Source organism: Pseudorhodoplanes sp. (genome assembly GCF_046289595.1).
Taxonomy (GTDB): domain Bacteria; phylum Pseudomonadota; class Alphaproteobacteria; order Rhizobiales; family Xanthobacteraceae; genus Pseudorhodoplanes.
This window is the reverse complement of record NZ_JBKBVB010000031.1, coordinates 18,328-39,941: the sequence shown is the minus strand read 5'-3', so window position 1 is coordinate 39,941 and position 21,614 is coordinate 18,328. Positions and strand designations below refer to the sequence as shown.

Genomic DNA, 21,614 nt, shown 5'->3' with positions numbered 1-21,614 from the left:
TCCTGCTCACGCAGGATGCCGATGATCTGTTCCTCGCTGAACCTCGATCGCTTCATGCTCCGGTCCTCTCGTCGGGCCGGACTCTACCTCAGCCTGGAGGAGATGACGGGGGTCACAGCAATCCGCCGCTTGTCAGAACTCGGCGCTTGTCCGTTGTCGAGGGTCACGCGACCGGCACTGATCGCCATCTCGATAAGGCGCGCCTCAAGATAGCGGACGTGCCCTTTTGTCAGTGCCTCATCACTGGTCGTGATGACGACTGCGGCTTCCCAGAAACCTCGATCTCCGGCGCTTTGAGTAATCCTATCGCGAACGCTATCCGCTTCCCCGACATAGGCTCGCATCGAAAGTGCATCTTTGGGGTCAGGCCCGAAGAGTATGTAGACGCCGGTTCGATCAACCTCGGGACGTGCAAGCAGCTTGGCAAAAGTCGATTGCGTTTCAACGAGTACCGAACCCGTCCAGCCATGTATTGACGCAATGATGAGCCCGTTCGGCGTGCCGTCCACAAGAAACAACTGGATCGTGCGCCCAAAGGCTTCAACTGGATGGCTCATGGCTGTTGCCCATTTTCCTGCCCGATGCGCTGGAGCAAGGGAAAGATAGTAGCGCGCTATCCCAAAATCACGAATGGGCCAGAAATAGCCCACAAGCAGGACCTTGTCGCGCGGTTGGAAGCCTCTCTGGGCGATCCCCGCTGACGACTTTGGCCGTCTCCCGCCGGCGTGCTGCCTCGTTCTTCGATGGCCGTGGGGCTGGCACGCCTTAATGGCGTGACAGAGCACCGACTCCTGACTAGAAAAAGAACATGAAGCCAGATTCCCGATTCGTGGGCCAGCCCGCTCGATTCTGGGCCAACGTGAAGCTCGTGTCGGAGCAGGTCGGTTACAGCATCCGCGGCCCTCGCGGGCAGGTGAAAACTCTGCGCAAATATACGCTTGCCGATATCGAGCGGGTCTATGCAGATGAGGGGCTCGACACTGATTTCACGAATCGCGAGCGTGCATTTTTTGAGCACGTGCTGGCATACATGAACTACCGCGCCGACCTGATTCAGAATCAGGTCCAGCCTCTTCTTATGGACCGGGACCAAGCAGCTGCAGCATACGACGCATTGCGCAAGAGCACTGGATCGAACCGCGCCCCTTCAATGAACAAGCAAAAAGGCGATAAGAGGCACCCAGCCTATTTGGCCAGCATGGTCTCACTTATTGCCGAGAAAGTTCTCGGATCAGACGGCTTTGTGGACGACGCAAGGCGCCTCGCTGTCGTCTCTATGAATGGCGTCGCAGAATTTGCGTTTTCCCGGCGATACGATGGTGCAATGCCTACCGTAGCAAACCCCGCAGCGGTCTGGGAAATCAAGGAGTATTATGGCACGACCACCTTCGGCAGTCGTGTAGCAGACGGCGTTTACGAAACGCTACTCGATGGCTTTGAGATAAACGAGGCTGCGCGGTTGTTCGGCGAGCGAGCCAAACACTTCCTATTTGTCGATGACCGTTTCACGTGGTGGGACTGCGGGCGATCGTATCTGTGCAGAATCATCGACATGCTTCATACAGGCCATGTCGATGAAGTTTTTTTTGGCAAGGAAGTGCTAACGCAATGGGAGCCAGCGTTGCGTGCCGTGGCAAAATGAAGCCTGCCTATGCCGCCACCTTGGCGACGCCAAAGAATAGCTGATTGGCCGTACTGTCTACTTCGCGCTCCAAGGCGCTTAAATCGGCACCCTCCAAGGCCATCGCATGCGCCTTCTTTGACAGCTCGGATAATCGGCGATGGAGCGAATTGTTCGGATCGAATCGCCGGAGCGCGATGTAATCCAAGATGTGGGTTGACGCATCTAGTCCGAGATATTTTGCAAGAACCTTCTCAACGATAGAGGAGGCTAGATACGCGCATACGTAGTGAGCTTCATCCTCGTCCGCGAAAGGCAGCAAGATTACCTTTTGATCCGGGACAACCACATGACCACCTGCATGTGAAATGACAGCCACATTCATTCGACCTCTGTACCCGGTGTGCTGCCAAACCACTTTCACATCTGCAAACGTGTACGGGCCGATCCGGTAGACCTCGTAAAACGGCCCTTGCCCACCCCAGCGGTGGTATTCTTTTCGAGATCGGAGGTCCTCTTCAAATTGCGATAGATAGTTGATCGCAAGGGGGTACTTCTCTGAGGCGCGTGATTGCGGAATTGCCTTCTTTGGATCGGCCTTGTCATAGAGGAAAAGGATGTGACGAGACGGCGTAGCGCGCCATCTTCGAATGTCTCGGCCAACCAACAAAGGGGCAACGCATTCCGACTCTACAACTCCCTCGATTCTTCGGATCGAGGTCCCCTTCGATTTTCCTGAGTTGACGATGCGGACATGCTTTCCATCGCGGCCTAAGCATTCCACCCAGAGAATGGCATTCGCGCCCCCTGTGTTCACCCCACCGCGAGCTCGGTACTCGCTAGGTGCAATTGATTCAAACAGCCCCTCTTCGTGATCTTCGGCTAGCACGATCGGCGACCCCTCGGCAGTCGCATCGATTGGCCTCGCCGTACCCCATTCATATTGCCTACAGTCCACCAGCGGCTGGCCCGTCAATCGGCCATAGGGGATGGGATAGGTTGGCTCCTGATCGACACGAAACACTCCGAGCGCAGCCCGGTTAAGCGCATCCGTGAAAACATCGGACTTCGCGAGGTCGAGTATAGTCGTTACCGCGTAGCGTCGAATTGGTCCGGCACGAAATAGTCGAAAGCCGGCAGCGGAGTGTCTCCCTTGGAATACAGAAATTGGCAGTGCAAAGACCATAACTGCGTTCGGAGCAGCATGGCGCTCAGCACTCCTATGCACGAAGAGTGTCGATAGGTCATGCTTCCCGGCCGCGACCTTTGCCCTCCAACCTTTGTTGGTAATCAGGCTCGAATCTGCCCACTGCCGCGCAAGCGTGCGACGATATTCAGGGATCACGCCGTCCCAGCTAATCCAGGGAGGGTTTCCGCAGATCAGATTAGCGCTGACCGACCGCTTGAAGAAAAATTGACCACTCAAAAAGTCTCGAAAGAGAATCGCAAAAGCGCTCCGCTCTTCATCCGAGACAAAGCCGCAAGTGTCTATCGCTCGCTCGAACTCGTCAGATTCGATAGCTTCACTGAACGATGAACCCAGAAAGCGCAGCTTTGCGGAGGTGGCGTCAAACAGCGTGGGCTCCTCGGAAACGCTGTCGCAGATGGTGTCGGCAAGGACAACTTTCGATTTCGCGGGTGCTTCCCCGCTCTCTTTGGCGGACTTGTTGAAGAAGGCGAGGTTGAGCTCGGCGAACCGTACCGCGATTGGACTCACATCGCTCAAGATCACGGTCGCGTTTGCGAATGTCCTTTTTTCTCGCAGTCTTCTGAGAAGACGGAGCGCGAACCCGCCTGAGCCTGCCGCAGGATCAAGCAATACAAGATTTGTCGGCAGGCTTTCGAAATCCAAGAGTCCGCATGCGTCATCAATCAACCATTCGGGCGTATAATATTCGCCGAGAAGATGGCGAAGGCTCGGAGGGAAAATCTGCTGGAAGACCGCACCTAGCAGGGCGGAAAAATCCAGGTCATTCAGTTCGCGGAGGTCACCGTTTTGGCTCAGCAACAGCGCGCTGAGCCGTTCAACCGATCGCTCGTATTCTTCGGGATGGCATAGCCTATACCAATCGAAGAGTGAAACTCGATTATTCGCCCCTTCGACTCCCGAGCATCTAGAGATCGCATCCAGTACGAGGGAGGCATAGGTCTGGGCACAGAACAACAACGCCCCCGCGGTCGTAGTTACACGCGGCAAATCCAAACCTGCCGCCAGTACCCGATCCGCTTCGCCGAGATCAACATAACGGCCGGTGTGCTCCATCCACAGCCGGAACCAAGGGTTCCCGCCGAGCCGACCGTCAAGCTGCTCGATCAACAGCTCAAGCATGCCTCGTACGTCGCGGCTCTCGACCGCTAGCACGTTCATGATTTTTTCGGTGTGCGGCACAGGCGTTCACTACCTCGATTCGCTATGTCAGTTCGACCTTAGCGGCAGGCGAATTCTCAAGTCCAGCGAACCTCTTGAGGGATGCCGCGAGTCCCACAACCAAAATCCTTTGCGTGGGTGATTGGGGGACAGTTCACTGCATCATAGCCGGTGGATCGTTCGCGCTCCTTGGCCTAAAGTCCGTAGCATCAACACTGCGGCTAGCTATACCACCAATGGCATATGCATGACCGGCAGCGCGCCTCAAAGGCGGCCAGACCAAAGGAGACCCTTGAGCGCGGCCGACACCGAGACTGAGACCGTTGGATGCCGCCACTCCAACCCGGACATCAGCAAGAACAACGCTACCCCCGGCAAATGGGCATTCGTCCGCGCGGATGGGATATGCAAGACGCCCCCGCTCTCGTGGAAGCGCCTTTTCAAAGAACTCCAGTCGACAGGATCGCCGCGTCCACGATAAAGCCACGCGGCGCGTCTCGCTGGCGCACGCTGGGCAAGAACCTCCTCGATCCGCGGTGCTCCATCGCTGCCATCGCCACTTCGCATCTCAGGCGTCGAAACCTGGATTTTGGTGAGGTATTGCGGAGTTGACAATCAAACGCCCCGGACGCGGGTCCGGGGCGTTTGTCGAAGAAATTGATCTTGCTTCGGAAATTTGGTTGCGGGGGCCAGATTTGAACTGACGACCTTCAGGTTATGAGCCTACCGCCAGCTCTTCGCGCACCACGAGGAATTTCAACCACTTAGCCGGAAGCCGTTGATTTGTCGCGATCTTCTCGCGCGCATTAAACGACAGTCGCGGGCATTGGTAGACGTTAGCGTGCGCCAGAAGGTGTGAGCCCGGCGGACACCTGGCGGACACGCCGCGCGATTACGATAGACAGGCAGGCCGCTTTCTTTATTCCACCCGTTTCCGCCTGTTTCCGCCTAACTCGCCAGCGCCCGAAAAGAGCATCTTGCCTGTCGAAGCGACCCGAACGTCACTCGCTTCGAGCAAGGCAAGATCGCGATGAAGACTCATCTCACCGAACGTTTCGTGAAGGCCTCCGAACCCGATCCCGTGCGCAACATCATCGTTCGCGACGACGAGGTGATCGGGTTCGGTCTCCGCATCACCACCGCGGGCGCCAAGTCGTTCGTTCTGACCTATACGATCGCCCATCGGGAGCGGCGGATCACGATCGGTTCCTGGCCGGAATGGTCGGTCACGGCGGCGCGCGAGAAGGCCTGCGAACTGAAGCGGCGGATCGACAACGGCGACGACCCGCTCGCTGAACGGCAAGAAGCGCGCGAAGCATCAACCGTGCGCGATCTGATCGACCGTTACGTTGCCGAGCACGTGCCCACGCTCTCCAAGCGCAATGGCAAGGACCAGATTGCCATGCTGCGGAAGCTTGTCGAGCCGGAATGGGGCGCTCGGAAGGTCGCCGATATCACCGAGGCAGACGTGGCGAAGCTCCTTTCCAAGATCGCCGGCGGCCGCCGCCGGCCGCATAAGACGAAGCCGACGCGGAAACGCGCCAAGCCTCTTGCAGGGCGGCGTCCAACCCCGGTCCGTGCCAATCGTGTCGGCGAAGTTCTGCGAAAGATGTTCAACCTGTCGATCAAGCCTTGGAGAATGCGGACCGACAATCCGGCCATCGGATTCGCACGCAACATTGAGAACGAGCGCGAGGTTTTCCTTTCGCTTGAGCAAATCGATCGTCTTGCCGCAGCGCTGGACGCCCATGAAAACCAGCGTGCGGCCGATGTTGTGCGGTTCATACTGCTGACCGGCGCGCGCAAAGGGGAGGCGTTGACCGCGCGGCCCGAGCAGTTCAATCTCGGTCTGGCGATCTGGACGAAGAAGGCCTCAACGACAAAGCAGAAGAAGATGCACCGCGTCCCGCTTTCGCGAGCGGCCGTCGCCTTCGTCCGCGCGCGGCTGACCGCCCTCCCGGTCGAAGCCGAATGGCTTTTCCCCGGCGATTTGGAAGGCAAGCCGATCGAGGACATCCGACGGTTCTGGGCCGACATCCAGAAGGCAGCTGGCCTTGAAGGGGTCCGGGTCCACGATCTGCGCCACACCTTCGCCTCGCTCCTGGTCAGCGGAGGAATGTCGCTGCCCATGATCGGAAAGCTGCTCGGCCACAGCAGCCCGAAGACAACCCAACGCTACGCTCACCTGCTTGACGATCCCGTCCGTCAAGGCGCGGACGCCGTCGGCGAGATGCTGCGCCCGAAGCTCAGGCTTGTATCGGACTCCATGCGATCGGATCGCGCGGCGTGACAAATGATGCTAGAAGGGGGGAAGCGAGGATCATCGGTTTTGCGTTCATGTGGGGCGCAATTTCAGACTGGCTTGAGCGAAGGCGGGTGGCGATCGCCTCCGTCCGGGACGACGCTCGTGTTCTCCTCACGAAGAGCCCGGCCACGGCCTACTACGACGCCCAGCGCCTGGCCGCCCGCGCTCGGTTCGCCGGAGACGGCAAAGGAGTCGTTCATTGGGCGCGCGTAGCCGCGGAAGTAGCCCGGATCGGCGATAGCCCAATGGACCTTGAAGTCGTCCGCGCGATCGTGGACGAAGAAGAAGATCGCGCTATGCACGGCAAAGCTCCTGCCAAACAATCCTGATCTTTTTTGCAATCGTGCTTTCGTCCGGCGCGTGCTCTTCCTTGCGCCGCTCGAACCAGTCGCGCATTTCTCTCACCAGCTCGGCCTGTGTTCTTGGGATGCCGTGCTCATGGATGCGTCGCGCAAGCGCCGCATAGAATGCGTCCCAATCGTGCCGCGGAGGAACGCCTGAGCCGGCGCGGCGTCGCGCTGCCGCGGCACCGTCGCTTTCTGGCAAGCCATGGAACAATCCGTATTGCCGCTCGAAGCGTTCGACCTCCGCTCGCCTGACAAGAACATCCGCGGCGGCGATCGCGACGCCTTCGGCCGGATCGATGATCCATCGGAAATCGTTGTCGCCGAGCTTCACCCGGCGGATTGCAACCGTTGGGCTTGGAGTTCCCTCCCTTCGGAATAACGGCAAAAGATGCGCCGCCTCGACATCGACGAGACCAGACAGCGATTCCGAGGGGCCGGTCTTTACGGGAGGCACGGCAATTGAGAGCTCCAGCAGACCGTCTGTTGACCAACCGATGAGGTCGAACGAAGTAACCGACCACCGCGCGGCAACCTCATTCAGAGAATAAAACGATCGTGGCGGCAACATTCACATACCTCCATGAGGTAGACCAGACCTCGCCTCGACTTCGGCACCGGAGCAAGTCTCTCGTTCAAAAAATCCCTTGGACTACTTCGGAAGAATTTGTCTCATCCGACGATAGGTTTGGACAACGCGCCTGAGATCGCTCCGCATGTCCGGCGGCAGGCGCCCTGCCTCGACGAACAGGTCGTCCATGCGCACGCCCAGGATCGCCGCGGCGCGCTCGACCAGCTCGTCGCGCGGCGGCTTCTCCTGTTCGCGCTCGACGCGCGACCAATAGGCGGGCGAGACGCCAAGCCGCTCGGCGAAGTCGTTGAGGCCGATGCCCTGCTCGATCCGTTTCGCCCTGACCGTTAGCCCGAATGCCATGTCGGTCTCCTTCAGCCAACGAGCCCGTACTTGCGAAGGCGCACGCCGATGAAGGCGCTCGTCACACCGAACTCTTCCGCAAGCGCGCCGGCGATCGCATCGATCGCCGGCCAACCCGCAACGTTTACCGCGACGTAGGGCGTCGGGATCTCGTCGATCACCTTCCATCGGATCGCCGCGCCGAACGCGGAGGCCTCGCGCGCGAACGCTCGGGCCAGCTGCCGCCGCGGCGCCAAGAACGCGCCCATGAACTCGTCGGCGCGCCATTCGCGCCAATCGATCGGCGCGGCGCCCCGCGCCGCAATCGCGCCGCTGCGGAAGGCGCGGGCCGCGCCTTTCGCCACCGCCGCCGGCATGTCGAAGATCGCGTGGCCGAGCTCGTGCGCCGCCGTCGAGCGCAGCATCTCGGGCTGATCCCCGAGCAGCTCGGCATTCAAGCTGATCATGACCGTTGCGGGCTCCTGCGGATCGTACTCGCAGACGCCGAGCACGGGTTCGCCGGCCTCGTCGTGCACGGCATGCGCCGCGTCCCAAACGATTCGTAGCGGCCGACCGTTCACGCAGAGAGAGGCCACCCGGCGGAACAGGTCGGCCGGTTCGAACGGCCGCGCCTTGTAGCCGAGGAGCCGCTGCCGGAGATCCGCCCCGAGCCGCCGGATCGCATCGGCCGGAAGCCTTGCCGGCTCGCCCGAGTGAAAACACGGATATTCCACGTTGAGCGCCATGCCGATCGCCTCTTCGTTGACTACTTCATCAACAGCAATGTTCCTTTTATGTTCTATCCTGGGTAGGAGTCGAGTCCTTTTTTCGCCTGCCCCACGACGGCTGTTCGTAAGCCGGTGCGGCAACGCCGCCTAAGCGTTTGATTCTTCAGAAGTCTCCTTAAATGGGGCGCTTCTTTCCGCCTGTTTCCGCCTGTTTCCGCCTGTTTCGGCCTAAGACCTGACGGCCCTCCCATGTTTGGATCGCAACGTTTCGACGCCGCTCGTTGCGAGGGAGGATTTGTATGAATGGACAACGGTCAATCGACGCAATGGTCGCGCCCCCGCTGTTCGAAGGGTGGCTGACCGATGATCGCGTGGCGGCCGAGATCGGCGTGTCGAGATACACCCTGAGGCGATGGGAGCGCCGCCGGGTCGGCCCGCCCCGCGTCCGCATCGGCCGCAAGGTGCTGTATCGCGCCGAGGCCTTCCGGGAATGGCTGGTCTCGCGCGAGCGTCATCCCGTGTCGAAGGGCGCGCGCCCGGGCGGTGGGCGATGAATGCCTTCGAACGGCACGGCGTGGAACACCTTTCCGCGTCGTCGCTCAACCTCTGGGCCGCGCAGCCCGCGCTTTGGATCATGGAGCGGCTTCTCGGCCGCAAAACGCCCACGGGTATCCCTGCCGCGCGCGGCAAGGCGGTCGAACACGGCGTGCATATCGGCCTGATCGATCCGGCCAAGCCGATCGACGATTGCGCGGCCGCGGCCGAACGCGAGTTCAACCGCTTGACCGCGCTCGCCGGCGATCCGCGTCGCGACGAGGAACGGCCGAAGATCGGCGGCTATGTGCGCGGCGCGCTCGCCGAGCTTCGCCAATACGGCGTGCCCGATGCCTATCAGCATCGCGTCGAAGGCCGGCTCGACGACGTGCCGGTGCCGGTAATCGGTTTCATCGACTGGTTGTTCTCCGATCACGGCCTGATCGTCGATCTCAAGACGACCGAGCGCTTTCCCGGCGCAATCGGCGATCCGCATGGCCGCCAGGGGGCGGTCTATGCGTCGGCGCATGGGAATTTCGGGATGCGCTTCGCCTACGCGAAGCCGGCGCCGGGGAAGAAGGAGCCGCAGCAGGTCCGTGTCTATGAAATGTCGGGCGACGATGTGCGTCGGCACCTCGAAGCGCTGCGCCTGATCGCTCTTTCGCTCGGCCGATTCCTTGCGCTCTCGAACGATGCGCGCGAGCTCGCCGGCCTGATCGTCCCCGACTTCGAAAGCTTCTGGTGGTCCGACCCGGCCGCGCGTGCGGCCGGGCGGGAAGTGTTCGGTTTCTGAAAGCCTCTCAACGCGAAAGGAGAAACTCCAATGCCTCTACAAATCGGCGGCTCCGGCACGGTGAAGCCATACGTCAAGTACAACGCCAAGGCGGACAAATGGTTTGTGCGCTCGCCCGAAGGCGGCGACATGGAAATCGCGCGGCCGATGTTCCTGCTCGACCTCAAGAACATCCGCACCGGCTGGCTTCGCTTCCGCGAAGGCCAGGCGCCCGAGCGCCTGATCGATCCCTCGCTCGACCGCACCGCGCCGTCGCCCGGCGAGGACTTCAAGCGCGGCTTCGTCGTCAGCGCCTTCTCGCAAAAGTTCTTCGGCGGAACGGTCGAGTTCGCTTCCGCCTCGATCCATCTCTCGAACGCGATCCGGGACATCTATGCCAAGTTCGAGGAGCAGCAGGCGAAGAACGGCGGGAAGGTGCCGGTCGTCGAGTGCACGGGCTCCGACCCGATGAAGGACAAGTACGGCACCAACTACCGGCCGCGCCTCGAAATCGTGAAGTGGGTCGATCGCCCCGCCGAATTGCCGGACGCCAGCCCGGTCGATGACGCGGACGTATGGAAGGGCGGCGCCCCGGCCGCGGCGGCCAAGGCGGCGCACGTCCCGCCGCCGTCGCGCCCGCAACCGGCGCCGACAACCGATCCCGCGCTCGAAACGGAGTTCTGACATGAACGCGAACGCCAATGGCGGCGGCGCCGCCGACCTGCTCGCCGACTTCGCCGCCAACATCGAGGAGCTGGAGGTCGAGAAGCGGCGGATCGCTGACCGGATCAAGGAAGTCAAGGCCAGCGCGCGAAGCGCCGGCTTTGACACCAAGGTGCTGAACCAGATGCTCCGCGAGCGGCGCATGTCGCAGCTTGAGCGGCAAGAGTTCCAGGCGCTCTGCGAGATGTATCGCGCCGCGCTGGGCATGCTCGGCGGCACGCCGCTCGGCGAAGCCGCGCGCAAGCGGCTCATGGGAGAAATCCCCAGGCCGCCCGACCCGGCGGACGCATCGACGCCGGCCGCGCCGGAGGCCGTCGATCGCACGATGGACATCGAAGCCGCCCGCGCCGCCGGTCGCGCCGCCGCGCGCGAGGGCAAGCGCATCATCGACAATCCCTACATGGCCGACGATCCACGTCGCGCCGCGTGGGACGAGGGATGGTGCGCCGAGACCGGCACCGACGGCATGGAGGTGCCCGAGGCGTGGCGCCGCTGCAAAAAGTCAGACGACAATCCGCCGGACGGGGGCGACGACGACGGAGGCGGCCAATGACAACTTTCGTCTGGTCGCCAGAAGTCGTCGCGCGGCTGCGCGAGCATTGGCAGGCGGGCTTGTCCGCGTCTCAATGCGCGCGCGCGATCAACAACGAGTTCGGCACATCGATCTCACGGAATGCGGTGATCGGTAAGGCGAGGCGAATGAGGTTGCCGACCCGAAACTACCGGACACGGCAACTGCCACCAACACAGTGGTTCTCAAGAGGTCGGCCACTGCGCGCTACTCGAATTGCGCTCGCCGTCTCTCCACCTCCCCTAATCTCTGGTGGCGGCGTAACAACAGCCGAACTTAAACCAGAGCATTGCCGCTGGCCGTTCGGTGACCCCTGCTTGCCCGGCTTCCGCTTTTGCGGCGCGCGCCGGCTTGAACCGCTTTCCTACTGCCCTGCCCACGCGCTGATCGCTTATCGGCCGGCGGCGAAAAAAAGGCGCGCGGCATGAAACGTTACATCTCTCCCCCAGGTCCGGAACGCGCTAACGAAGTCGATGTTAAATTCGCGCTCGAAAAGTTCGCCGACGTGCTGATGCCGCAGGAGGCCGAGGAGCCCATCCTGGCGCCGGGACCGCGCGCGGCGCTGTTCGAGTGGATGACCGAAATCCATCTCGCCGGCGAGCTTGCCGCCGCCGGCCTGAAGCCGCGCCGCACCGCGCTGCTCTATGGTCCGCCGGGATGCGGCAAGACGACGTGGGCGCATCACTTCGCGGCGCGGCTCGGCCTGCCGCTCGCGTGCGTCCGCTCCGAAAGCCTGATCCACAGCTATCTCGGATCGACCGGCCAGAACATCGGCCAGCTCTTCGACGCCATGTCGAAGACCGAAGGCAGGGTCGTCATCTTCTTCGACGAGGTGGACGCGCTCGGCGCCCGCCGCATGAACGACCAAGGGGCGTCGGTCGAACGGGCGAACTCGCTGAACGTCCTGCTTCGCAGGATCGAGCGGTTCGACGGGATCGCGCTCGCGGCGACGAACCGACACGACTTCCTCGACAGTGCGCTGTGGCGTCGCTTCGACATGCAGATTTCGGTCGATCTCCCGACCGAAGACGAGCGGTTCGCGATCATCAAGCGATATGCCGCGCCCTTCGAGCCGCCGCCACTGTGGCAGGAAGGCATTGCGCAAACCCTTAGCGATCTTGAGTGGCCCATGCCGCGGAAGGGAGGCGCGCAATGAACGGCGAAATCTCGCTCGCCGAGCAGATCGCGTGCGTCCGTCGAGAAATCGGAATGCGGGAGCGCGTCTATCCGAAGTGGGTAAGCGCCGGACGAATGAAGGCCGAGACGGCCGAACGCGAGCTCCGCGCGATGATGGCTGTCATGGCAACCCTTACCGCGCTGAGGGATGCCGAATGACCGCGACCTTCGATCACCCCGAAACGTCTCTCACCATACTCATCCTTGCGGAAGCGCTGGCGGAGGCGCTGCAGGCGTTGGACGAAAAGTCCCGGAACAGATCAATCACGACCGCCGTCTACGTCGCCTTTGCCCACGAGAACGTCGAGTTCAACGCGGACATGATGGTCAAGCACCACATCGCCGCGGCGCGATGCGCCGCCCGCGTGATGCTGGGCAGGGCCGGCGGTCCGAGCACAGGGGATGCCCAATGAGCGCCATCTCCGCCTATCCGCTCTGCTGGCCGCCGAACGTTCCACGCGCGACGCGGCGCGAAACGGGCGCGTTCAAGACCTCCCTCGCCGGCGCCCTCCGCAACGTCGAGGACTCCCTTCGCCTGTTCGGGCGCGACTCCGGAAAGCCGATATCGAACCTGATTTTTCTCGTCGAATATGACTCTGGCGTCAACCGCCCGGCGGACCCAGCCGTCGCCGTCTGGTTTGTATGGGACGGCATCCAGGTCTGCATTCCGGTCGATCGCTACGCGACACCGGAAGCCAACCTTCAGGCGATCCACCACATCGTCGAGGCGCGCCGGGTCGAGCTCCGGCACGGCACCCTCGCGCTCGTGCGCGTCCTCCGGGACAACATCGACAATCTGACATGACCGCCGTGGCGCCCATCCTCAAGCCCGATCCGGACGCGATGCGAAGGCAGCTTGAGCATGTCTTCCTCGGCGATCTCGACGGGGCGCACGACGGCCTGATCGAGCTCGCCTGGAACGACGCGAAGACCGGCGCGCTGTCGGCGGCCGAACTCTTCGGGACCGACCGCATCGACGACCTCGTCGATCGCGCGGTCGCCCTCAACCGGACGCCCGGCGTCAACGTCTATGTCGGGGCGGCGCTGCGGCATCCACAGGCCGCATCGAACCGGCGCGCTTCGGACGCCGATTTCCTCGCGGCGAGCTGCATCTGGGCAGACGTTGACACCGATGTGGTGGCGCCCGCCATCGCGTCGTGCAAACGGCGCGGCGTCCCGCCGACCATGACCGTCGTCACCGGGCGTCATCCGCACACGCGGGCGCAGATGTGGTGGCGCCTCGCGGAACCCTGCCGCGACCCGGCTGCGCTGCGCGCGATCTGTTCGCGCGTCGCGGCCGCGATCGGCGGCGATCCATCCGTCGTGAACCCCGGCCGGGTGCTGCGGCTCGGCGGCTCGGTCGCCTGGCCCACGAAGGACGGCCGCGTCCTCGAACGCACGGAGGTTCACGTGCCTCGGGACGGCCGCCCGGCCGTCTATCATCTCCCGCAACTCGAACGCGCGTTCGCGCCCGAGCCGGGGCCGCTCATGGCCGCGCCGTCTCAGGCGGAAACAACCGCGACCATTCCGCCTGTTTCCGCCTCTCCGCCTGTTTCCGCCTCCCCGCGTCACGATAACGGCCTCGCCATCGGAAGCCTCTCGGTCGAGGCCACCATCGCCGCCATAAAGCGTGGCGATCGTTGGCACGATCACACTGTCCGGCTGGTCGGATACTGGGTCGCGCGCGGCTGGTCCGACGTGGAAATCCTCGGCCATGCCGGAGAACTTACGCTGCCCGGATGGACGGTCGATGAAACACGCCGCGACCTCGCTCGCATGATCGAGGGCGGCCGACGAAAGTGGAACATCCCGAACCCGCTGCACGAGATCGACGATGCGCCACCGCCGCCCGGCATCGACCTCCTGCAATGGACCGCCGACCGCTATGCCGGTGAAGCACGGCCGATAACATGGCTCTGCCGCGGCACGATCCCGCTCGGCATAGCGGCGCTGATCGCGGCCATGGGCGGGCTCGGCAAGAGCTATCTCGCGCTCGATCTCGCGCTTCAGATCGCGGCGGGCGTCGCCGGGCTGGAGCAGCCGCGTAAAATTCTCGGCGGACGGATCGCGATCGAAGGGACTGCGGTGGTCGTCACCGCCGAGGACAGCTTCGACGCCGTGCATCGGCGGCTCAACCGCATCGATCCGGCCGCACGCCGGCTACGCCATCCGAAGCGGCTGATCGTGTTGCCCCTGCCTGACGCCGGCGGCCCGCGCCCATTGATCGCGACCAACGGCAAGGCGCTCGCGCGAACGCCGTTCTTCGACGATCTCAAACGCCAGCTGGTCCATTTGCCCAACCTGCGGCTTGTCGTGATCGATCCGTTGCAGGCGTTCGTCCTCGCCGACGTGAACGCCGATCCGGCGGCGGCGCAGTTCCTGTGGTCGGCGATGGCAGAGCTCGCCACTGCGACCGGCGCCACGATCCTGCTTACGCATCACATGCGCAAGGACGGCATGCTCCGCATCGCCGACGGCGATGACGCGCGCGAGGCCATTCGCGGGACCACCGCGCTCGTTGACGGCGCACGGTTAGCCTACGCGCTCTGGAAGCTCGACGACGAAGCCGCGCGGCCGATCTGCAACTCGCTCGGCGTCCCGTTCGAACGCGGGCGCATCGTCCGCGGCGCGGTGGTGAAAGCGAACGACGAAGCCGACCACAGCGCCCACACTTATACGCGCGAAGAGAGCGGGCTGCTGGTTCAGCTCGAGACTGAACCCGGCGCCGGGGACGAGCACGAGAACGCCTTCACGATCGCGCAGGCTCGCGAAGTCCTCAAGGAAATCCAGCGGCGCTTCGACGAAGGAAACCCGTTCTCGCATTCTCCGCGAGGCGAGGCGCGTTATCTCGGCCATTTCCTCATGCGGCAATACGGAATGAGCGCACAGGCAGCGAAAAATCTCATTACCGACTGGATGAACAACGGTGTGATCGGAATCGATGTCGTCGATCGAAGGAGCAAGCTTTCCGGCCTGAAGGTGCTGTCATGGCTCTGAAAATGCGCTGCGGAGACGGGGTGCCTAAGTCATTGATTTTCCTTGGCGGAGATGTTGCGGAAATGTGCGGAAACGTGCGGAAACGGGGTGGCCAAGTTATTGATATTCCTTGGCGGAAATGTGCGGAAATGTGCGGGGAAATAATCCCCCATACCCCCTACGCGCGTGCGCGCGCGCGTGAGGGCCGCGCACGCACGCGCTTGCTGAGGGTCGCGCCATGAACCGCGCGCGCCTCCCCGACCGTCGGCCGAACCTTACCGCCGCGGTCGAGCACGCCGGCCGCTCCTACGCGGTCACGATCGGTTTCCATCCAGACGGCCGCGCCGGCGAAGTTTTTACGCACGGCGCCAAGGCCGGCTCCGAAATCGATTTCCTCCTCGACGACGCCTGCGTCGCGATCTCGCTGCTGCTCCAGCTTGGCGCCGATCCCTCCGCGCTCGCCGCGAGCATGGGCCGACTCGGCGACGGCAGTTCGCCTGCGTCGATCATCGGCGCGCTCGCCGATCTCCTCGCCCAGGAGTCCAGGACATGACTGCGCACGCCGATGTTCTTGCGCAGGCCGCAATCGACTTCCTCGACGAAATCGCGCTCGCGATGGAGCGCAAGTGGGGGATCAACCGCCTTCCGAGACTCGTCGCGCCCGATCTCGCTATACGCTTCCGCGCTCAACAGGATCGGCTCAACGAGGCGCTCGCCTCCGGCCGCGCCGATGCGATCAAAATTCAGGCCGAGGCAATGGCGCGCGCGTGGTCGGCGCTCGACAAGGCCGCGAGCGCCGCGGGCGCAAATCCGCTCGCGCCTGAAATCTGGGAATGCGTCTTGCCTTCGACTGGCGAAGTGATTGCGATCGTCCGCACGCACGAGGAAGCTTCGGCGATCGCCCGTGAACGGAAGGGCGCGGTTTGGACGCTCGAAGAAGTTGCGCGCGCGGTCGAAGCGTTCGGCGATCAGGTGCGCGCGGTCAAGCGCGCGTTTCCCGGCGCGGAGGTCACGGCCGTCCGATCTCCGCGATTGAACATAGGCACAATCGGCCAGAAACCGGCCAAGGATTCATTTTCCGCCACCGCCCGCAGGGGTAATGGCCGACGAAGGCAAAAAACGAATCTGTGGCCTTCTGGATTCGAAATCGCCGGTTCGTCGTCGGCCGATCTCGCGCGGGACATCGACTGGGAGAAAGGCGATGACATCCCCTTCTGATTTTCCGGCCATTCTCGCGCTCGATCTCGGATCGCGCACCGGTTGGGCGCTGCGCGGCGCAACCGGCGCGATCGCGAGCGGCACGCAGGAATTCCGCCCGGGCCGCTTCGAAGGCGCCGGCATGGCGTTCCTTCGCTTCGAACGCTTCCTGGCCGATGCGTCCGAAGCATCGGGCCCGTTCGGCGTGGTCGTGTTCGAGGAGGTCCGCGCGCATGCCGGCACGCTTGCGGCACAAGTCTATGGCGGCTTCCTCGCCCATCTCACCGCTTGGTGCGAACGGCATGCCGCGCCCTATCTCGGCGTGCCCGTCGCGACCATCAAGCGTCACGTCACGGGCAAGGGAAACGCGTCGAAGGACGACGTGATCAAGGCCGTGCGAGCGCGAGGGCATGCGCCGAAGGACGACAACGAGGCTGATGCGCTTGCGCTCCTTGATTGGGCGATCTCCAACGGGATCGGAGCATGAGCATGGACCGGGCAGAATTCTTCGACGAGATCGCAGGCGTCCTCACCGCCCGAGAGGACCAATATGGCGCGCCGGCCCAGCTGTTCGCCGAGATCGCAAAGATATGGACGGTGATCCTGAGCTTCGAGGTCGAGCCCGAGCAGGTCGCCTTGTGCATGGTGGGCGTGAAGCTCGCACGGCTCAGCCACAACTGGTCGCATGCCGACAGCATCAAGGATGTCGCGGGGTACGCGGCCATCCTCTCCCAACTGGTCAGCGAGGCGCGCCCGAAATGAGATACACGCCCAAGGACATCGAGGAACGCTTCGAAGAAGCTGCCGCAACGTTGCGCCGCCTGCCCGACACGCGCGTGCCCGGCTACTTCAGCACTTGGCCGCCAGTCATCCGATCGGCCGTCGAGGCCTATGGCTACGATCCGGCGCGCTTGCCGCGGATTGCCCCGCCTCCGCAGGCCATCACCCGCATGGAAGAGACCTTCACGTGGCTTGCATGGCTCGAACCGGACGACGCGCGGATCGTATGGCTTCGGGCCGAAGGCGTGCGCTGGAAGCCGATCTGCTGGCGGGTCGGCCTGTCCCGCGCCGCGGCGTGGCGGCGATGGGTCTTCGCTCTTGTTACGATTTCAAATCGGCTTTCGTTACCCGCCAAGCGCGGCGATGCGCGCCAAAATCGAGATAAGCAATTGAAACGACTCGCAATTCGATGAAACATTTTTGTTGTTGACGTTTGAAACAAAGAACGCAGAATTTGTTGGCAAGATCGGGCGCAGTGCGCATCGAGGGGGGCGGCCATAGGTTCTTTTCGCCGCCGGGCGTATGCGGGGGGCGAAGGCCCGATCTAAATTCAGCGCTAGAACGAAAAAAATGGTTCGCGGTTCGCATCCGGAGGCGAACCGCTCGCGTCCGATCCCTGCGACGGGGAGGGCCAAGCCAAGGACGCCTGGCCTCGCGAGCGGTTCGCCGCCGCGTACATGCCGGTTGCCCGATAGAGGCGTTACCCGCGGGTGCGGCGGGGTGAACCCCAGCGCAGCCGGACGGCGCACCGATGCGGCGATGGAGATCGCCCCTGCATGGGGCGGTCTTTTTTCTTGAAGGGGGACGTGCGTGCAGACGATCGAGGTTCTGACCGAAATTGCGCCGACGCGCGACGTTCGCGTTGAGATCAGGTTCAAGAATAATCTGATTTTGCGCGCGATGAAGGAAGTCGGAATTAAGACGGCGAGAGAGTTATCCGAACGCTCCGGAATTTCATACGCTACAGTCATCGATATAATCGGGATGCGCAGGCCGGCGTTAAATCAACGAGGGGATTGGCACGAAGCGGCATTTGCCATCGCCGCGGCCCTGCATAAGGAACCGGAAGAACTTTTCAGTTGGTTTCAACGGTCGCGCGCGTTGGAACGGAACGTGTTTGTTTTAGGCGAAGTGGCTTCCGAAGCTGTGTTGGTGCCGGATTCCGGCGATCCCGAACGATTGCTTTTGCAGAACGAATTGAGGGGTGTTGTTACATCCATGCTGGCAACGCTCGGGGAGCGGGATAGACAAGCAGTGCAGATGCGTTTTGGATTCGATCCTTATTGCCGCACGCACGATTATGCTGAGATTGGTCGTGCACTTGGGGGCTGTTCAGGCTCGCGCGCAATGATGATTGTTGATCGGGCGGTAAGGCGGCTGCGTCGCCATGATCGGGTGAGGTTATTGCAGTCGTATCGCTCTGTATTCAATGAACGTTGAAACCCGCCCGATTGATTGCCTGATCCCCTACGTTCGCAACGCGCGGACGCATTCGGAGGATCAGGTCGCGCAGATCGCCGCGTCGATCGCCGAGTTCGGGTTCACGAATCCGATCCTGATCGGGACCGATGACGTGGTCATCGCCGGCCACGGGCGGCTGCTCGCCGCGAAGCTCCTGGGGCTGAGCGAGGTTCCGGTCATCGTCCTCGATCATCTTTCCGATGCGCAGCGGCGCGCTTTGGTAATCGCCGACAACCGCATTGCAGAGAACGCGGGCTGGGACGAGGCGATGCTGCGCGCCGAGCTCGCGGCGCTGCGCGAGAGCGACTTCGATCTCGGCGTGCTGGGCTTCAGCGACACCGATCTCGGCCGTATCCTCGATTCGATCGGCGCTGCCGCTTCGCTCGGAAGCGAAGTCGCAGACGATGTCGGTTCTCATTCCGCCGCATCGCCGGCACCAGAACCGTCCGCGACGCTGGCCGAGCGCTTTGGGATTCCGCCGTTCTCCGTGCTCGACGCGCGCAAGGGCTGGTGGCAGGAGCGCAAGCGCGCCTGGATCGATCTGGGCATCCGCTCGGAGCTTGGCCGCGGCGCCGCGCCCGGCGGAAGCCCGCGTCCGCTCGATCGGGCGCGTATCGCGAAAGCCGCATCTCCCGGCGGATCGCCGCTGCCCGCGGCGAACTACTCGAAATCCAAGGCGCGAGGCGACGGCCGCGGCCGGCAATTGGCATGAACAATCTGACCTTCGTCAAAGGCGACCGCGAGGCGGACGATCTCGATCCGGTCTCGCAGGCGATCCTTGAAGTCGGCTCGGGTACCTCAATCTTTGATCCCGTCGTTTGCGAGATCGCCTATCGCTGGTTCTGCCCGCCGGGCGGCACCGTGCTCGATCCCTTCGCGGGCGGATCGGTGCGCGGCATCGTCGCTTCGCGGCTTGGGCGGCGCTATGTTGGCATCGAGCTTCGCGAGGAGCAGGTCGCGGCGAACATGGCGCAGCTTTACCTCGCCGACGGGCCGAAGCCACAGTGGCGCGTAGGCGACGCGCGCGAGATTGCGCGCCATGCGTTCGATGTCGAGGCCGATCTTATTTTCTCGTGTCCGCCCTATTGGAATCTCGAGCGGTATTCGGACGATCCGGCCGACTTGTCGAATATGGAACGCGAGGAATTCTTCACGGCCTACGGAGCGATCATTCGCGACGCGCTCGCGCGACTGCGTGACGACCGCTTCGTGGTTTGGGTGATCGGCGACGTGCGCGACGAAGACGGCTGCTATGTGAACCTGCCCGGCCGCACGGTTGAGGCTTTCGAGGCGGCAGGCGCGCGGTTCTACAACGACGCCATCCTCGTCACTGCGGTCGGCTCGTTGCCGGTGCGCGTCGGACGGCAGTTCGAGATATCGCGCAAGCTCGGGCGCACGCACCAGAACGTCATGGTCTTCGTCAAGGGCGATCCCCGCAAAGCAACCGAAGCGTGCGGCGTGGTCGAGTTTGGCGAAATCACGCAAGGAGACGACGCTTGAGGCAGGGTAGCGCATTGGCAGCGCGCGCGGCCCATACCCGCGAGGTAGCCGGTTCGATTCCGGCCCCTGCAACCATCCCGGTGCTGGCTGAGCACGACGGCGTGCTTGTCGTCCGGGACGATCTCTATCCGGGCGGAACAAAGGCACGGTTCATCGGCGCATTCTTTGTCGATGCCGACGAAGCCGTCTATGCGAGCCCCGCGGAAGGCGGCGCGCAGACGGCGCTGGCAACGGTCGCGCGGCAACTCGGCAAGCGGGCGACGATCTTCGTGGCGGATCGCAAGGTATTGCATCCGCGAACAATTGAAGCGGCGCGGCTTGGCGCAAAGATCGTTCGCATTCGCCCAGGCTATATGTCCGTCGTTCAAGCCCGCGCTCGCGACTATTGCGCGCGGACAGGCGCGCGGCTCGTCCCGTTCGGCGTCGATACGCCGGAGGTCATCGAGGCCATTGCCGCGGCGGCCCGCTCGCTTGCCATCGAGCCGGATGAAGTCTGGTGTGCGGCAGGTTCGGGAGTTCTTGCGCGCGGCCTTGCACGTGCGTGGCCGACAGCGTGGCGGCATGTCGTTCAGGTCGGCCGCGAGCTTTCGCCGGCGGAGGTCACCGGCGCGGCGATCCACGTCTATCCCGCGCCGTTCGGCCGTGAAGCGAAGAGCAAGCCGCCGTTCCCGAGCGACCCCCACTATGATGCAAAAGCCTGGGAATTCTGCGTTGCCAAAAGAGGGCGCGGAAACGTCCTCATGTGGAATGTCGCCGGTCCTGCAGCGCCTTGAGGAATGGCGCGACATACCGGGCGCCCCGCACTATCAAGCCTCGTCTCTGGGTCGTATTCGTCGAAAGGCCGGAACGCCGCGGTGCCGCCGAGACCGCGTTCTTAGTCCAAAGACACGCTCGCCGCTTAGTTCCTGCGCGCCTCCAACGCGATGATGCAGAGATCGCGATAGCGTTTGATCGCCTTCGGGCTTGAGCTGACCGGATTGATCTGGAAGGCGCGCAGGCCTTCGAGATCGCCGGCGTTGGCGAGCGCAACCACGGTCGCAAGCTTGTTGCGAAACCGCTTGTGCGTCTCGGCGCTGAAGTCCGGCGGCTCGGGCAGCTTGCCGGCGCGGGCGTCCGCCTCGATCTGCGCGCGCTGACCGGGTGGCCGTTTTGGTGCAGTGGGGTGAGGTCCGCCTTTCGCTCGCGGCTCGCGCGACGGATCGGGTGTAAGCTGCGTGTTGCGCAGGTCGCGCCATGTAAAGCCGCCCTTTGCCTTGACGATCTCGAATTCATTGTCCTTCAAGCCGGCCGCGCGTGCTGCCCGCTGAGCGTTGAACTTCTTCGCATAGGCTTTCATCGAGCTCTCCTGGCTTTCGGTTGGAATGTCGCCGGTGACGAGCGCCGAGCGGCCCTCGGCGTCGATGGCGTAGATCAGGGCGCGGCGGCCGTAGGGGTGTTCGGCTTCGAGGGCGGGCGCAGCTTCGGTCCGAGCTTCGGCCAAGGTTCGCGCGGAAGCGTGCGCGTATTTGCCCCGGCCGATGAAGAGCGCGATGTCGAACCTGACCGCATTCGCGATGATCGCGGCGTCGCGTTCGGTTGGCGGATGAACTCTCGGCATGAATTGCCCTCCGTTTGACAGGGGTCACTCAGGCTCGACTTGCGAAGG

Annotated in this window: 29 protein-coding genes, 1 tRNA gene and 1 pseudogene; 24 read left to right on the top strand and 7 right to left on the bottom strand. The window is 63.1% G+C overall.

The annotated features are described in order from the left end of the window. Window positions 1-83 precede the first annotated feature (83 nt). Window positions 84-650, bottom strand: a complete 567-nt coding sequence (locus ACK41X_RS09055) for a GIY-YIG nuclease family protein (protein ID WP_409721612.1) — start codon at window positions 648-650, stop codon at window positions 84-86. Window positions 651-808: 158 nt separating this feature from the next. Between ACK41X_RS09055 and ACK41X_RS09050 the strand changes: the two genes are divergently transcribed. Continuing rightward, a complete protein-coding gene (locus ACK41X_RS09050) occupies window positions 809-1,642 on the top strand; it encodes a hypothetical protein (protein WP_409721610.1) in 834 nt (277 codons plus the stop codon). 7 nt (window positions 1,643-1,649) lie between these two features. On the opposite strand, the gene ACK41X_RS09045 is transcribed toward ACK41X_RS09050, so the two are convergent. After that, window positions 1,650-3,989, bottom strand: coding sequence for an N-6 DNA methylase (locus ACK41X_RS09045; RefSeq protein WP_409721607.1), 2,340 nt, complete (start codon window positions 3,987-3,989; stop codon window positions 1,650-1,652). A gap of 1,030 nt (window positions 3,990-5,019) precedes the next feature. Here ACK41X_RS09045 and ACK41X_RS09040 point away from each other — a divergent pair. Next, window positions 5,020-5,286 (top strand): annotated as a pseudogene (locus ACK41X_RS09040) (Arm DNA-binding domain-containing protein); the annotation flags it as partial. Between the two features lie 27 nt (window positions 5,287-5,313). Next, on the top strand, window positions 5,314-6,279 hold the full coding sequence (locus ACK41X_RS09035) for a tyrosine-type recombinase/integrase (protein WP_409721615.1): 966 nt from the start codon (window positions 5,314-5,316) through the stop codon (window positions 6,277-6,279). A 62-nt stretch (window positions 6,280-6,341) separates the two neighbouring features. Here the strand turns inward: ACK41X_RS09035 and ACK41X_RS09030 are convergent, their stop codons facing one another. The 4 genes from ACK41X_RS09030 to ACK41X_RS09015 all read right to left on the bottom strand — a co-directional run bounded on the left by ACK41X_RS09030 (window position 6,342) and on the right by ACK41X_RS09015 (window position 8,297). After that, window positions 6,342-6,596: a hypothetical protein gene (locus tag ACK41X_RS09030; protein ID WP_409721604.1), complete on the bottom strand. Its 255-nt coding sequence runs from the start codon at window positions 6,594-6,596 to the stop codon at window positions 6,342-6,344. Then, window positions 6,589-7,095: a hypothetical protein gene (locus ACK41X_RS09025; protein ID WP_409721601.1), complete on the bottom strand. Its 507-nt coding sequence runs from the start codon at window positions 7,093-7,095 to the stop codon at window positions 6,589-6,591. The genes ACK41X_RS09030 and ACK41X_RS09025 overlap by 8 nt, the downstream gene beginning before the upstream one ends. 195 nt (window positions 7,096-7,290) lie before the next feature. Beyond that, the gene (locus ACK41X_RS09020) at window positions 7,291-7,572 is read right to left on the bottom strand and encodes a helix-turn-helix domain-containing protein (protein ID WP_409721598.1); all 282 of its coding nucleotides are present in this window, start codon (window positions 7,570-7,572) and stop codon (window positions 7,291-7,293) included. An 11-nt stretch (window positions 7,573-7,583) separates the two neighbouring features. Then, window positions 7,584-8,297 (bottom strand): ImmA/IrrE family metallo-endopeptidase, encoded by a 714-nt coding sequence (locus ACK41X_RS09015; RefSeq protein ID WP_409721595.1) that lies wholly within the window; start codon window positions 8,295-8,297, stop codon window positions 7,584-7,586. A gap of 281 nt (window positions 8,298-8,578) precedes the next feature. Here ACK41X_RS09015 and ACK41X_RS09010 point away from each other — a divergent pair, with 281 nt between their 5' ends. The 21 genes from ACK41X_RS09010 (at window position 8,579) to ACK41X_RS08910 (ending at window position 20,896) form a co-directional block, all read left to right on the top strand. Beyond that, window positions 8,579-8,833: a helix-turn-helix domain-containing protein gene (locus ACK41X_RS09010; RefSeq protein WP_409721592.1), complete on the top strand. Its 255-nt coding sequence runs from the start codon at window positions 8,579-8,581 to the stop codon at window positions 8,831-8,833. Then, the gene (locus ACK41X_RS09005) at window positions 8,830-9,606 is read left to right on the top strand and encodes a hypothetical protein (RefSeq protein ID WP_409721590.1); all 777 of its coding nucleotides are present in this window, start codon (window positions 8,830-8,832) and stop codon (window positions 9,604-9,606) included. Before ACK41X_RS09010 ends, ACK41X_RS09005 begins: the two co-directional genes overlap by 4 nt. Window positions 9,607-9,753: 147 nt before the next feature. Continuing rightward, window positions 9,754-10,269, top strand: coding sequence for a hypothetical protein (locus tag ACK41X_RS09000; protein ID WP_409721587.1), 516 nt, complete (start codon window positions 9,754-9,756; stop codon window positions 10,267-10,269). Between the two features lies 1 nt (window position 10,270). Then, window positions 10,271-10,861 carry a DUF2312 domain-containing protein gene (locus tag ACK41X_RS08995; RefSeq protein WP_409721585.1) on the top strand — a complete coding sequence of 197 codons (591 nt, stop codon included), beginning with the start codon at window positions 10,271-10,273 and terminating at the stop codon, window positions 10,859-10,861. Next, the gene (locus ACK41X_RS08990; protein WP_409721582.1) at window positions 10,858-11,307 is read left to right on the top strand and encodes a GcrA family cell cycle regulator; all 450 of its coding nucleotides are present in this window, start codon (window positions 10,858-10,860) and stop codon (window positions 11,305-11,307) included. The genes ACK41X_RS08995 and ACK41X_RS08990 overlap by 4 nt, the downstream gene beginning before the upstream one ends. 83 nt (window positions 11,308-11,390) lie before the next feature. After that, window positions 11,391-12,035: an AAA family ATPase gene (locus tag ACK41X_RS08985; RefSeq protein WP_409721579.1), complete on the top strand. Its 645-nt coding sequence runs from the start codon at window positions 11,391-11,393 to the stop codon at window positions 12,033-12,035. Then, window positions 12,032-12,214, top strand: a complete 183-nt coding sequence (locus ACK41X_RS08980; protein ID WP_409721576.1) for a hypothetical protein — start codon at window positions 12,032-12,034, stop codon at window positions 12,212-12,214. Before ACK41X_RS08985 ends, ACK41X_RS08980 begins: the two co-directional genes overlap by 4 nt. Next, the gene (locus ACK41X_RS08975; protein WP_409721573.1) at window positions 12,211-12,468 is read left to right on the top strand and encodes a hypothetical protein; all 258 of its coding nucleotides are present in this window, start codon (window positions 12,211-12,213) and stop codon (window positions 12,466-12,468) included. The genes ACK41X_RS08980 and ACK41X_RS08975 overlap by 4 nt, the downstream gene beginning before the upstream one ends. Further along, complete coding sequence (locus ACK41X_RS08970; RefSeq protein ID WP_409721570.1) at window positions 12,465-12,860, top strand: hypothetical protein; 396 nt, start codon at window positions 12,465-12,467, stop codon at window positions 12,858-12,860. Before ACK41X_RS08975 ends, ACK41X_RS08970 begins: the two co-directional genes overlap by 4 nt. Further along, the gene (locus ACK41X_RS08965; RefSeq protein ID WP_409721568.1) at window positions 12,857-15,052 is read left to right on the top strand and encodes an ATP-binding protein; all 2,196 of its coding nucleotides are present in this window, start codon (window positions 12,857-12,859) and stop codon (window positions 15,050-15,052) included. Before ACK41X_RS08970 ends, ACK41X_RS08965 begins: the two co-directional genes overlap by 4 nt. 217 nt (window positions 15,053-15,269) lie before the next feature. Continuing rightward, on the top strand, window positions 15,270-15,584 hold the full coding sequence (locus ACK41X_RS08960; RefSeq protein WP_409721565.1) for a ribonucleotide reductase: 315 nt from the start codon (window positions 15,270-15,272) through the stop codon (window positions 15,582-15,584). Then, window positions 15,581-16,249: a hypothetical protein gene (locus ACK41X_RS08955; protein WP_409721562.1), complete on the top strand. Its 669-nt coding sequence runs from the start codon at window positions 15,581-15,583 to the stop codon at window positions 16,247-16,249. Before ACK41X_RS08960 ends, ACK41X_RS08955 begins: the two co-directional genes overlap by 4 nt. Beyond that, window positions 16,233-16,715: a crossover junction endodeoxyribonuclease RuvC gene (locus ACK41X_RS08950; protein ID WP_409721560.1), complete on the top strand. Its 483-nt coding sequence runs from the start codon at window positions 16,233-16,235 to the stop codon at window positions 16,713-16,715. Before ACK41X_RS08955 ends, ACK41X_RS08950 begins: the two co-directional genes overlap by 17 nt. Next, window positions 16,712-16,990: a DUF6378 domain-containing protein gene (locus ACK41X_RS08945; RefSeq protein ID WP_409721557.1), complete on the top strand. Its 279-nt coding sequence runs from the start codon at window positions 16,712-16,714 to the stop codon at window positions 16,988-16,990. Before ACK41X_RS08950 ends, ACK41X_RS08945 begins: the two co-directional genes overlap by 4 nt. Window positions 16,991-17,040: 50 nt before the next feature. Then, a complete protein-coding gene (locus ACK41X_RS08940; protein ID WP_409721555.1) occupies window positions 17,041-17,421 on the top strand; it encodes a DUF6362 family protein in 381 nt (126 codons plus the stop codon). 397 nt (window positions 17,422-17,818) lie between these two features. Further along, entirely contained in the window at window positions 17,819-18,448 is a 630-nt protein-coding gene (locus ACK41X_RS08935; RefSeq protein WP_409721552.1) for a sigma factor-like helix-turn-helix DNA-binding protein, read from the top strand. Beyond that, on the top strand, window positions 18,438-19,181 hold the full coding sequence (locus ACK41X_RS08930; RefSeq protein ID WP_409721549.1) for a ParB/Srx family N-terminal domain-containing protein: 744 nt from the start codon (window positions 18,438-18,440) through the stop codon (window positions 19,179-19,181). Before ACK41X_RS08935 ends, ACK41X_RS08930 begins: the two co-directional genes overlap by 11 nt. After that, window positions 19,178-19,969, top strand: coding sequence for a DNA methyltransferase (locus tag ACK41X_RS08925; RefSeq protein WP_409721546.1), 792 nt, complete (start codon window positions 19,178-19,180; stop codon window positions 19,967-19,969). The genes ACK41X_RS08930 and ACK41X_RS08925 overlap by 4 nt, the downstream gene beginning before the upstream one ends. Further along, window positions 19,970-20,044, top strand: a tRNA-Met gene (locus ACK41X_RS08920). A gap of 5 nt (window positions 20,045-20,049) precedes the next feature. Then, complete coding sequence (locus ACK41X_RS08915) at window positions 20,050-20,742, top strand: pyridoxal-phosphate dependent enzyme (protein WP_409721543.1); 693 nt, start codon at window positions 20,050-20,052, stop codon at window positions 20,740-20,742. After that, window positions 20,654-20,896: an NUMOD4 domain-containing protein gene (locus ACK41X_RS08910; protein ID WP_409721541.1), complete on the top strand. Its 243-nt coding sequence runs from the start codon at window positions 20,654-20,656 to the stop codon at window positions 20,894-20,896. The genes ACK41X_RS08915 and ACK41X_RS08910 overlap by 89 nt, the downstream gene beginning before the upstream one ends. Here ACK41X_RS08910 and ACK41X_RS08905 read toward each other — a convergent pair. Next, window positions 20,868-21,566 carry a hypothetical protein gene (locus ACK41X_RS08905; RefSeq protein WP_409721538.1) on the bottom strand — a complete coding sequence of 233 codons (699 nt, stop codon included), beginning with the start codon at window positions 21,564-21,566 and terminating at the stop codon, window positions 20,868-20,870. The two genes, ACK41X_RS08910 and ACK41X_RS08905, sit on opposite strands and share 29 nt — an antisense overlap. Between the last annotated feature and the right edge of the window lie 48 nt (window positions 21,567-21,614).

What these genes read in the sequence shown, in the direction of transcription:
- ACK41X_RS09050 (WP_409721610.1), top strand. Translation starts at nt 809, where the DNA reads ATGAAGCCAGATTCCCGATTCGTGGGCCAGCCCGCTCGATTCTGGGCC.
- ACK41X_RS09045 (WP_409721607.1), bottom strand. Translation starts at nt 3,989, where the DNA reads ATGAACGTGCTAGCGGTCGAGAGCCGCGACGTACGAGGCATGCTTGAG.
- ACK41X_RS09020 (WP_409721598.1), bottom strand. Translation starts at nt 7,572, where the DNA reads ATGGCATTCGGGCTAACGGTCAGGGCGAAACGGATCGAGCAGGGCATC.
- ACK41X_RS09015 (WP_409721595.1), bottom strand. Translation starts at nt 8,297, where the DNA reads ATGGCGCTCAACGTGGAATATCCGTGTTTTCACTCGGGCGAGCCGGCA.
- ACK41X_RS09010 (WP_409721592.1), top strand. Translation starts at nt 8,579, where the DNA reads ATGAATGGACAACGGTCAATCGACGCAATGGTCGCGCCCCCGCTGTTC.
- ACK41X_RS09005 (WP_409721590.1), top strand. Translation starts at nt 8,830, where the DNA reads ATGAATGCCTTCGAACGGCACGGCGTGGAACACCTTTCCGCGTCGTCG.
- ACK41X_RS09000 (WP_409721587.1), top strand. Translation starts at nt 9,754, where the DNA reads ATGTTCCTGCTCGACCTCAAGAACATCCGCACCGGCTGGCTTCGCTTC.
- ACK41X_RS08995 (WP_409721585.1), top strand. Translation starts at nt 10,271, where the DNA reads ATGAACGCGAACGCCAATGGCGGCGGCGCCGCCGACCTGCTCGCCGAC.
- ACK41X_RS08990 (WP_409721582.1), top strand. Translation starts at nt 10,858, where the DNA reads ATGACAACTTTCGTCTGGTCGCCAGAAGTCGTCGCGCGGCTGCGCGAG.
- ACK41X_RS08985 (WP_409721579.1), top strand. Translation starts at nt 11,391, where the DNA reads ATGCCGCAGGAGGCCGAGGAGCCCATCCTGGCGCCGGGACCGCGCGCG.
- ACK41X_RS08980 (WP_409721576.1), top strand. Translation starts at nt 12,032, where the DNA reads ATGAACGGCGAAATCTCGCTCGCCGAGCAGATCGCGTGCGTCCGTCGA.
- ACK41X_RS08975 (WP_409721573.1), top strand. Translation starts at nt 12,211, where the DNA reads ATGACCGCGACCTTCGATCACCCCGAAACGTCTCTCACCATACTCATC.
- ACK41X_RS08970 (WP_409721570.1), top strand. Translation starts at nt 12,465, where the DNA reads ATGAGCGCCATCTCCGCCTATCCGCTCTGCTGGCCGCCGAACGTTCCA.
- ACK41X_RS08965 (WP_409721568.1), top strand. Translation starts at nt 12,857, where the DNA reads ATGACCGCCGTGGCGCCCATCCTCAAGCCCGATCCGGACGCGATGCGA.
- ACK41X_RS08960 (WP_409721565.1), top strand. Translation starts at nt 15,270, where the DNA reads ATGAACCGCGCGCGCCTCCCCGACCGTCGGCCGAACCTTACCGCCGCG.
- ACK41X_RS08955 (WP_409721562.1), top strand. Translation starts at nt 15,581, where the DNA reads ATGACTGCGCACGCCGATGTTCTTGCGCAGGCCGCAATCGACTTCCTC.
- ACK41X_RS08950 (WP_409721560.1), top strand. Translation starts at nt 16,233, where the DNA reads ATGACATCCCCTTCTGATTTTCCGGCCATTCTCGCGCTCGATCTCGGA.
- ACK41X_RS08945 (WP_409721557.1), top strand. Translation starts at nt 16,712, where the DNA reads ATGAGCATGGACCGGGCAGAATTCTTCGACGAGATCGCAGGCGTCCTC.
- ACK41X_RS08930 (WP_409721549.1), top strand. Translation starts at nt 18,438, where the DNA reads ATGAACGTTGAAACCCGCCCGATTGATTGCCTGATCCCCTACGTTCGC.
- ACK41X_RS08925 (WP_409721546.1), top strand. Translation starts at nt 19,178, where the DNA reads ATGAACAATCTGACCTTCGTCAAAGGCGACCGCGAGGCGGACGATCTC.
- ACK41X_RS08910 (WP_409721541.1), top strand. Translation starts at nt 20,654, where the DNA reads ATGATGCAAAAGCCTGGGAATTCTGCGTTGCCAAAAGAGGGCGCGGAA.
- ACK41X_RS08905 (WP_409721538.1), bottom strand. Translation starts at nt 21,566, where the DNA reads ATGCCGAGAGTTCATCCGCCAACCGAACGCGACGCCGCGATCATCGCG.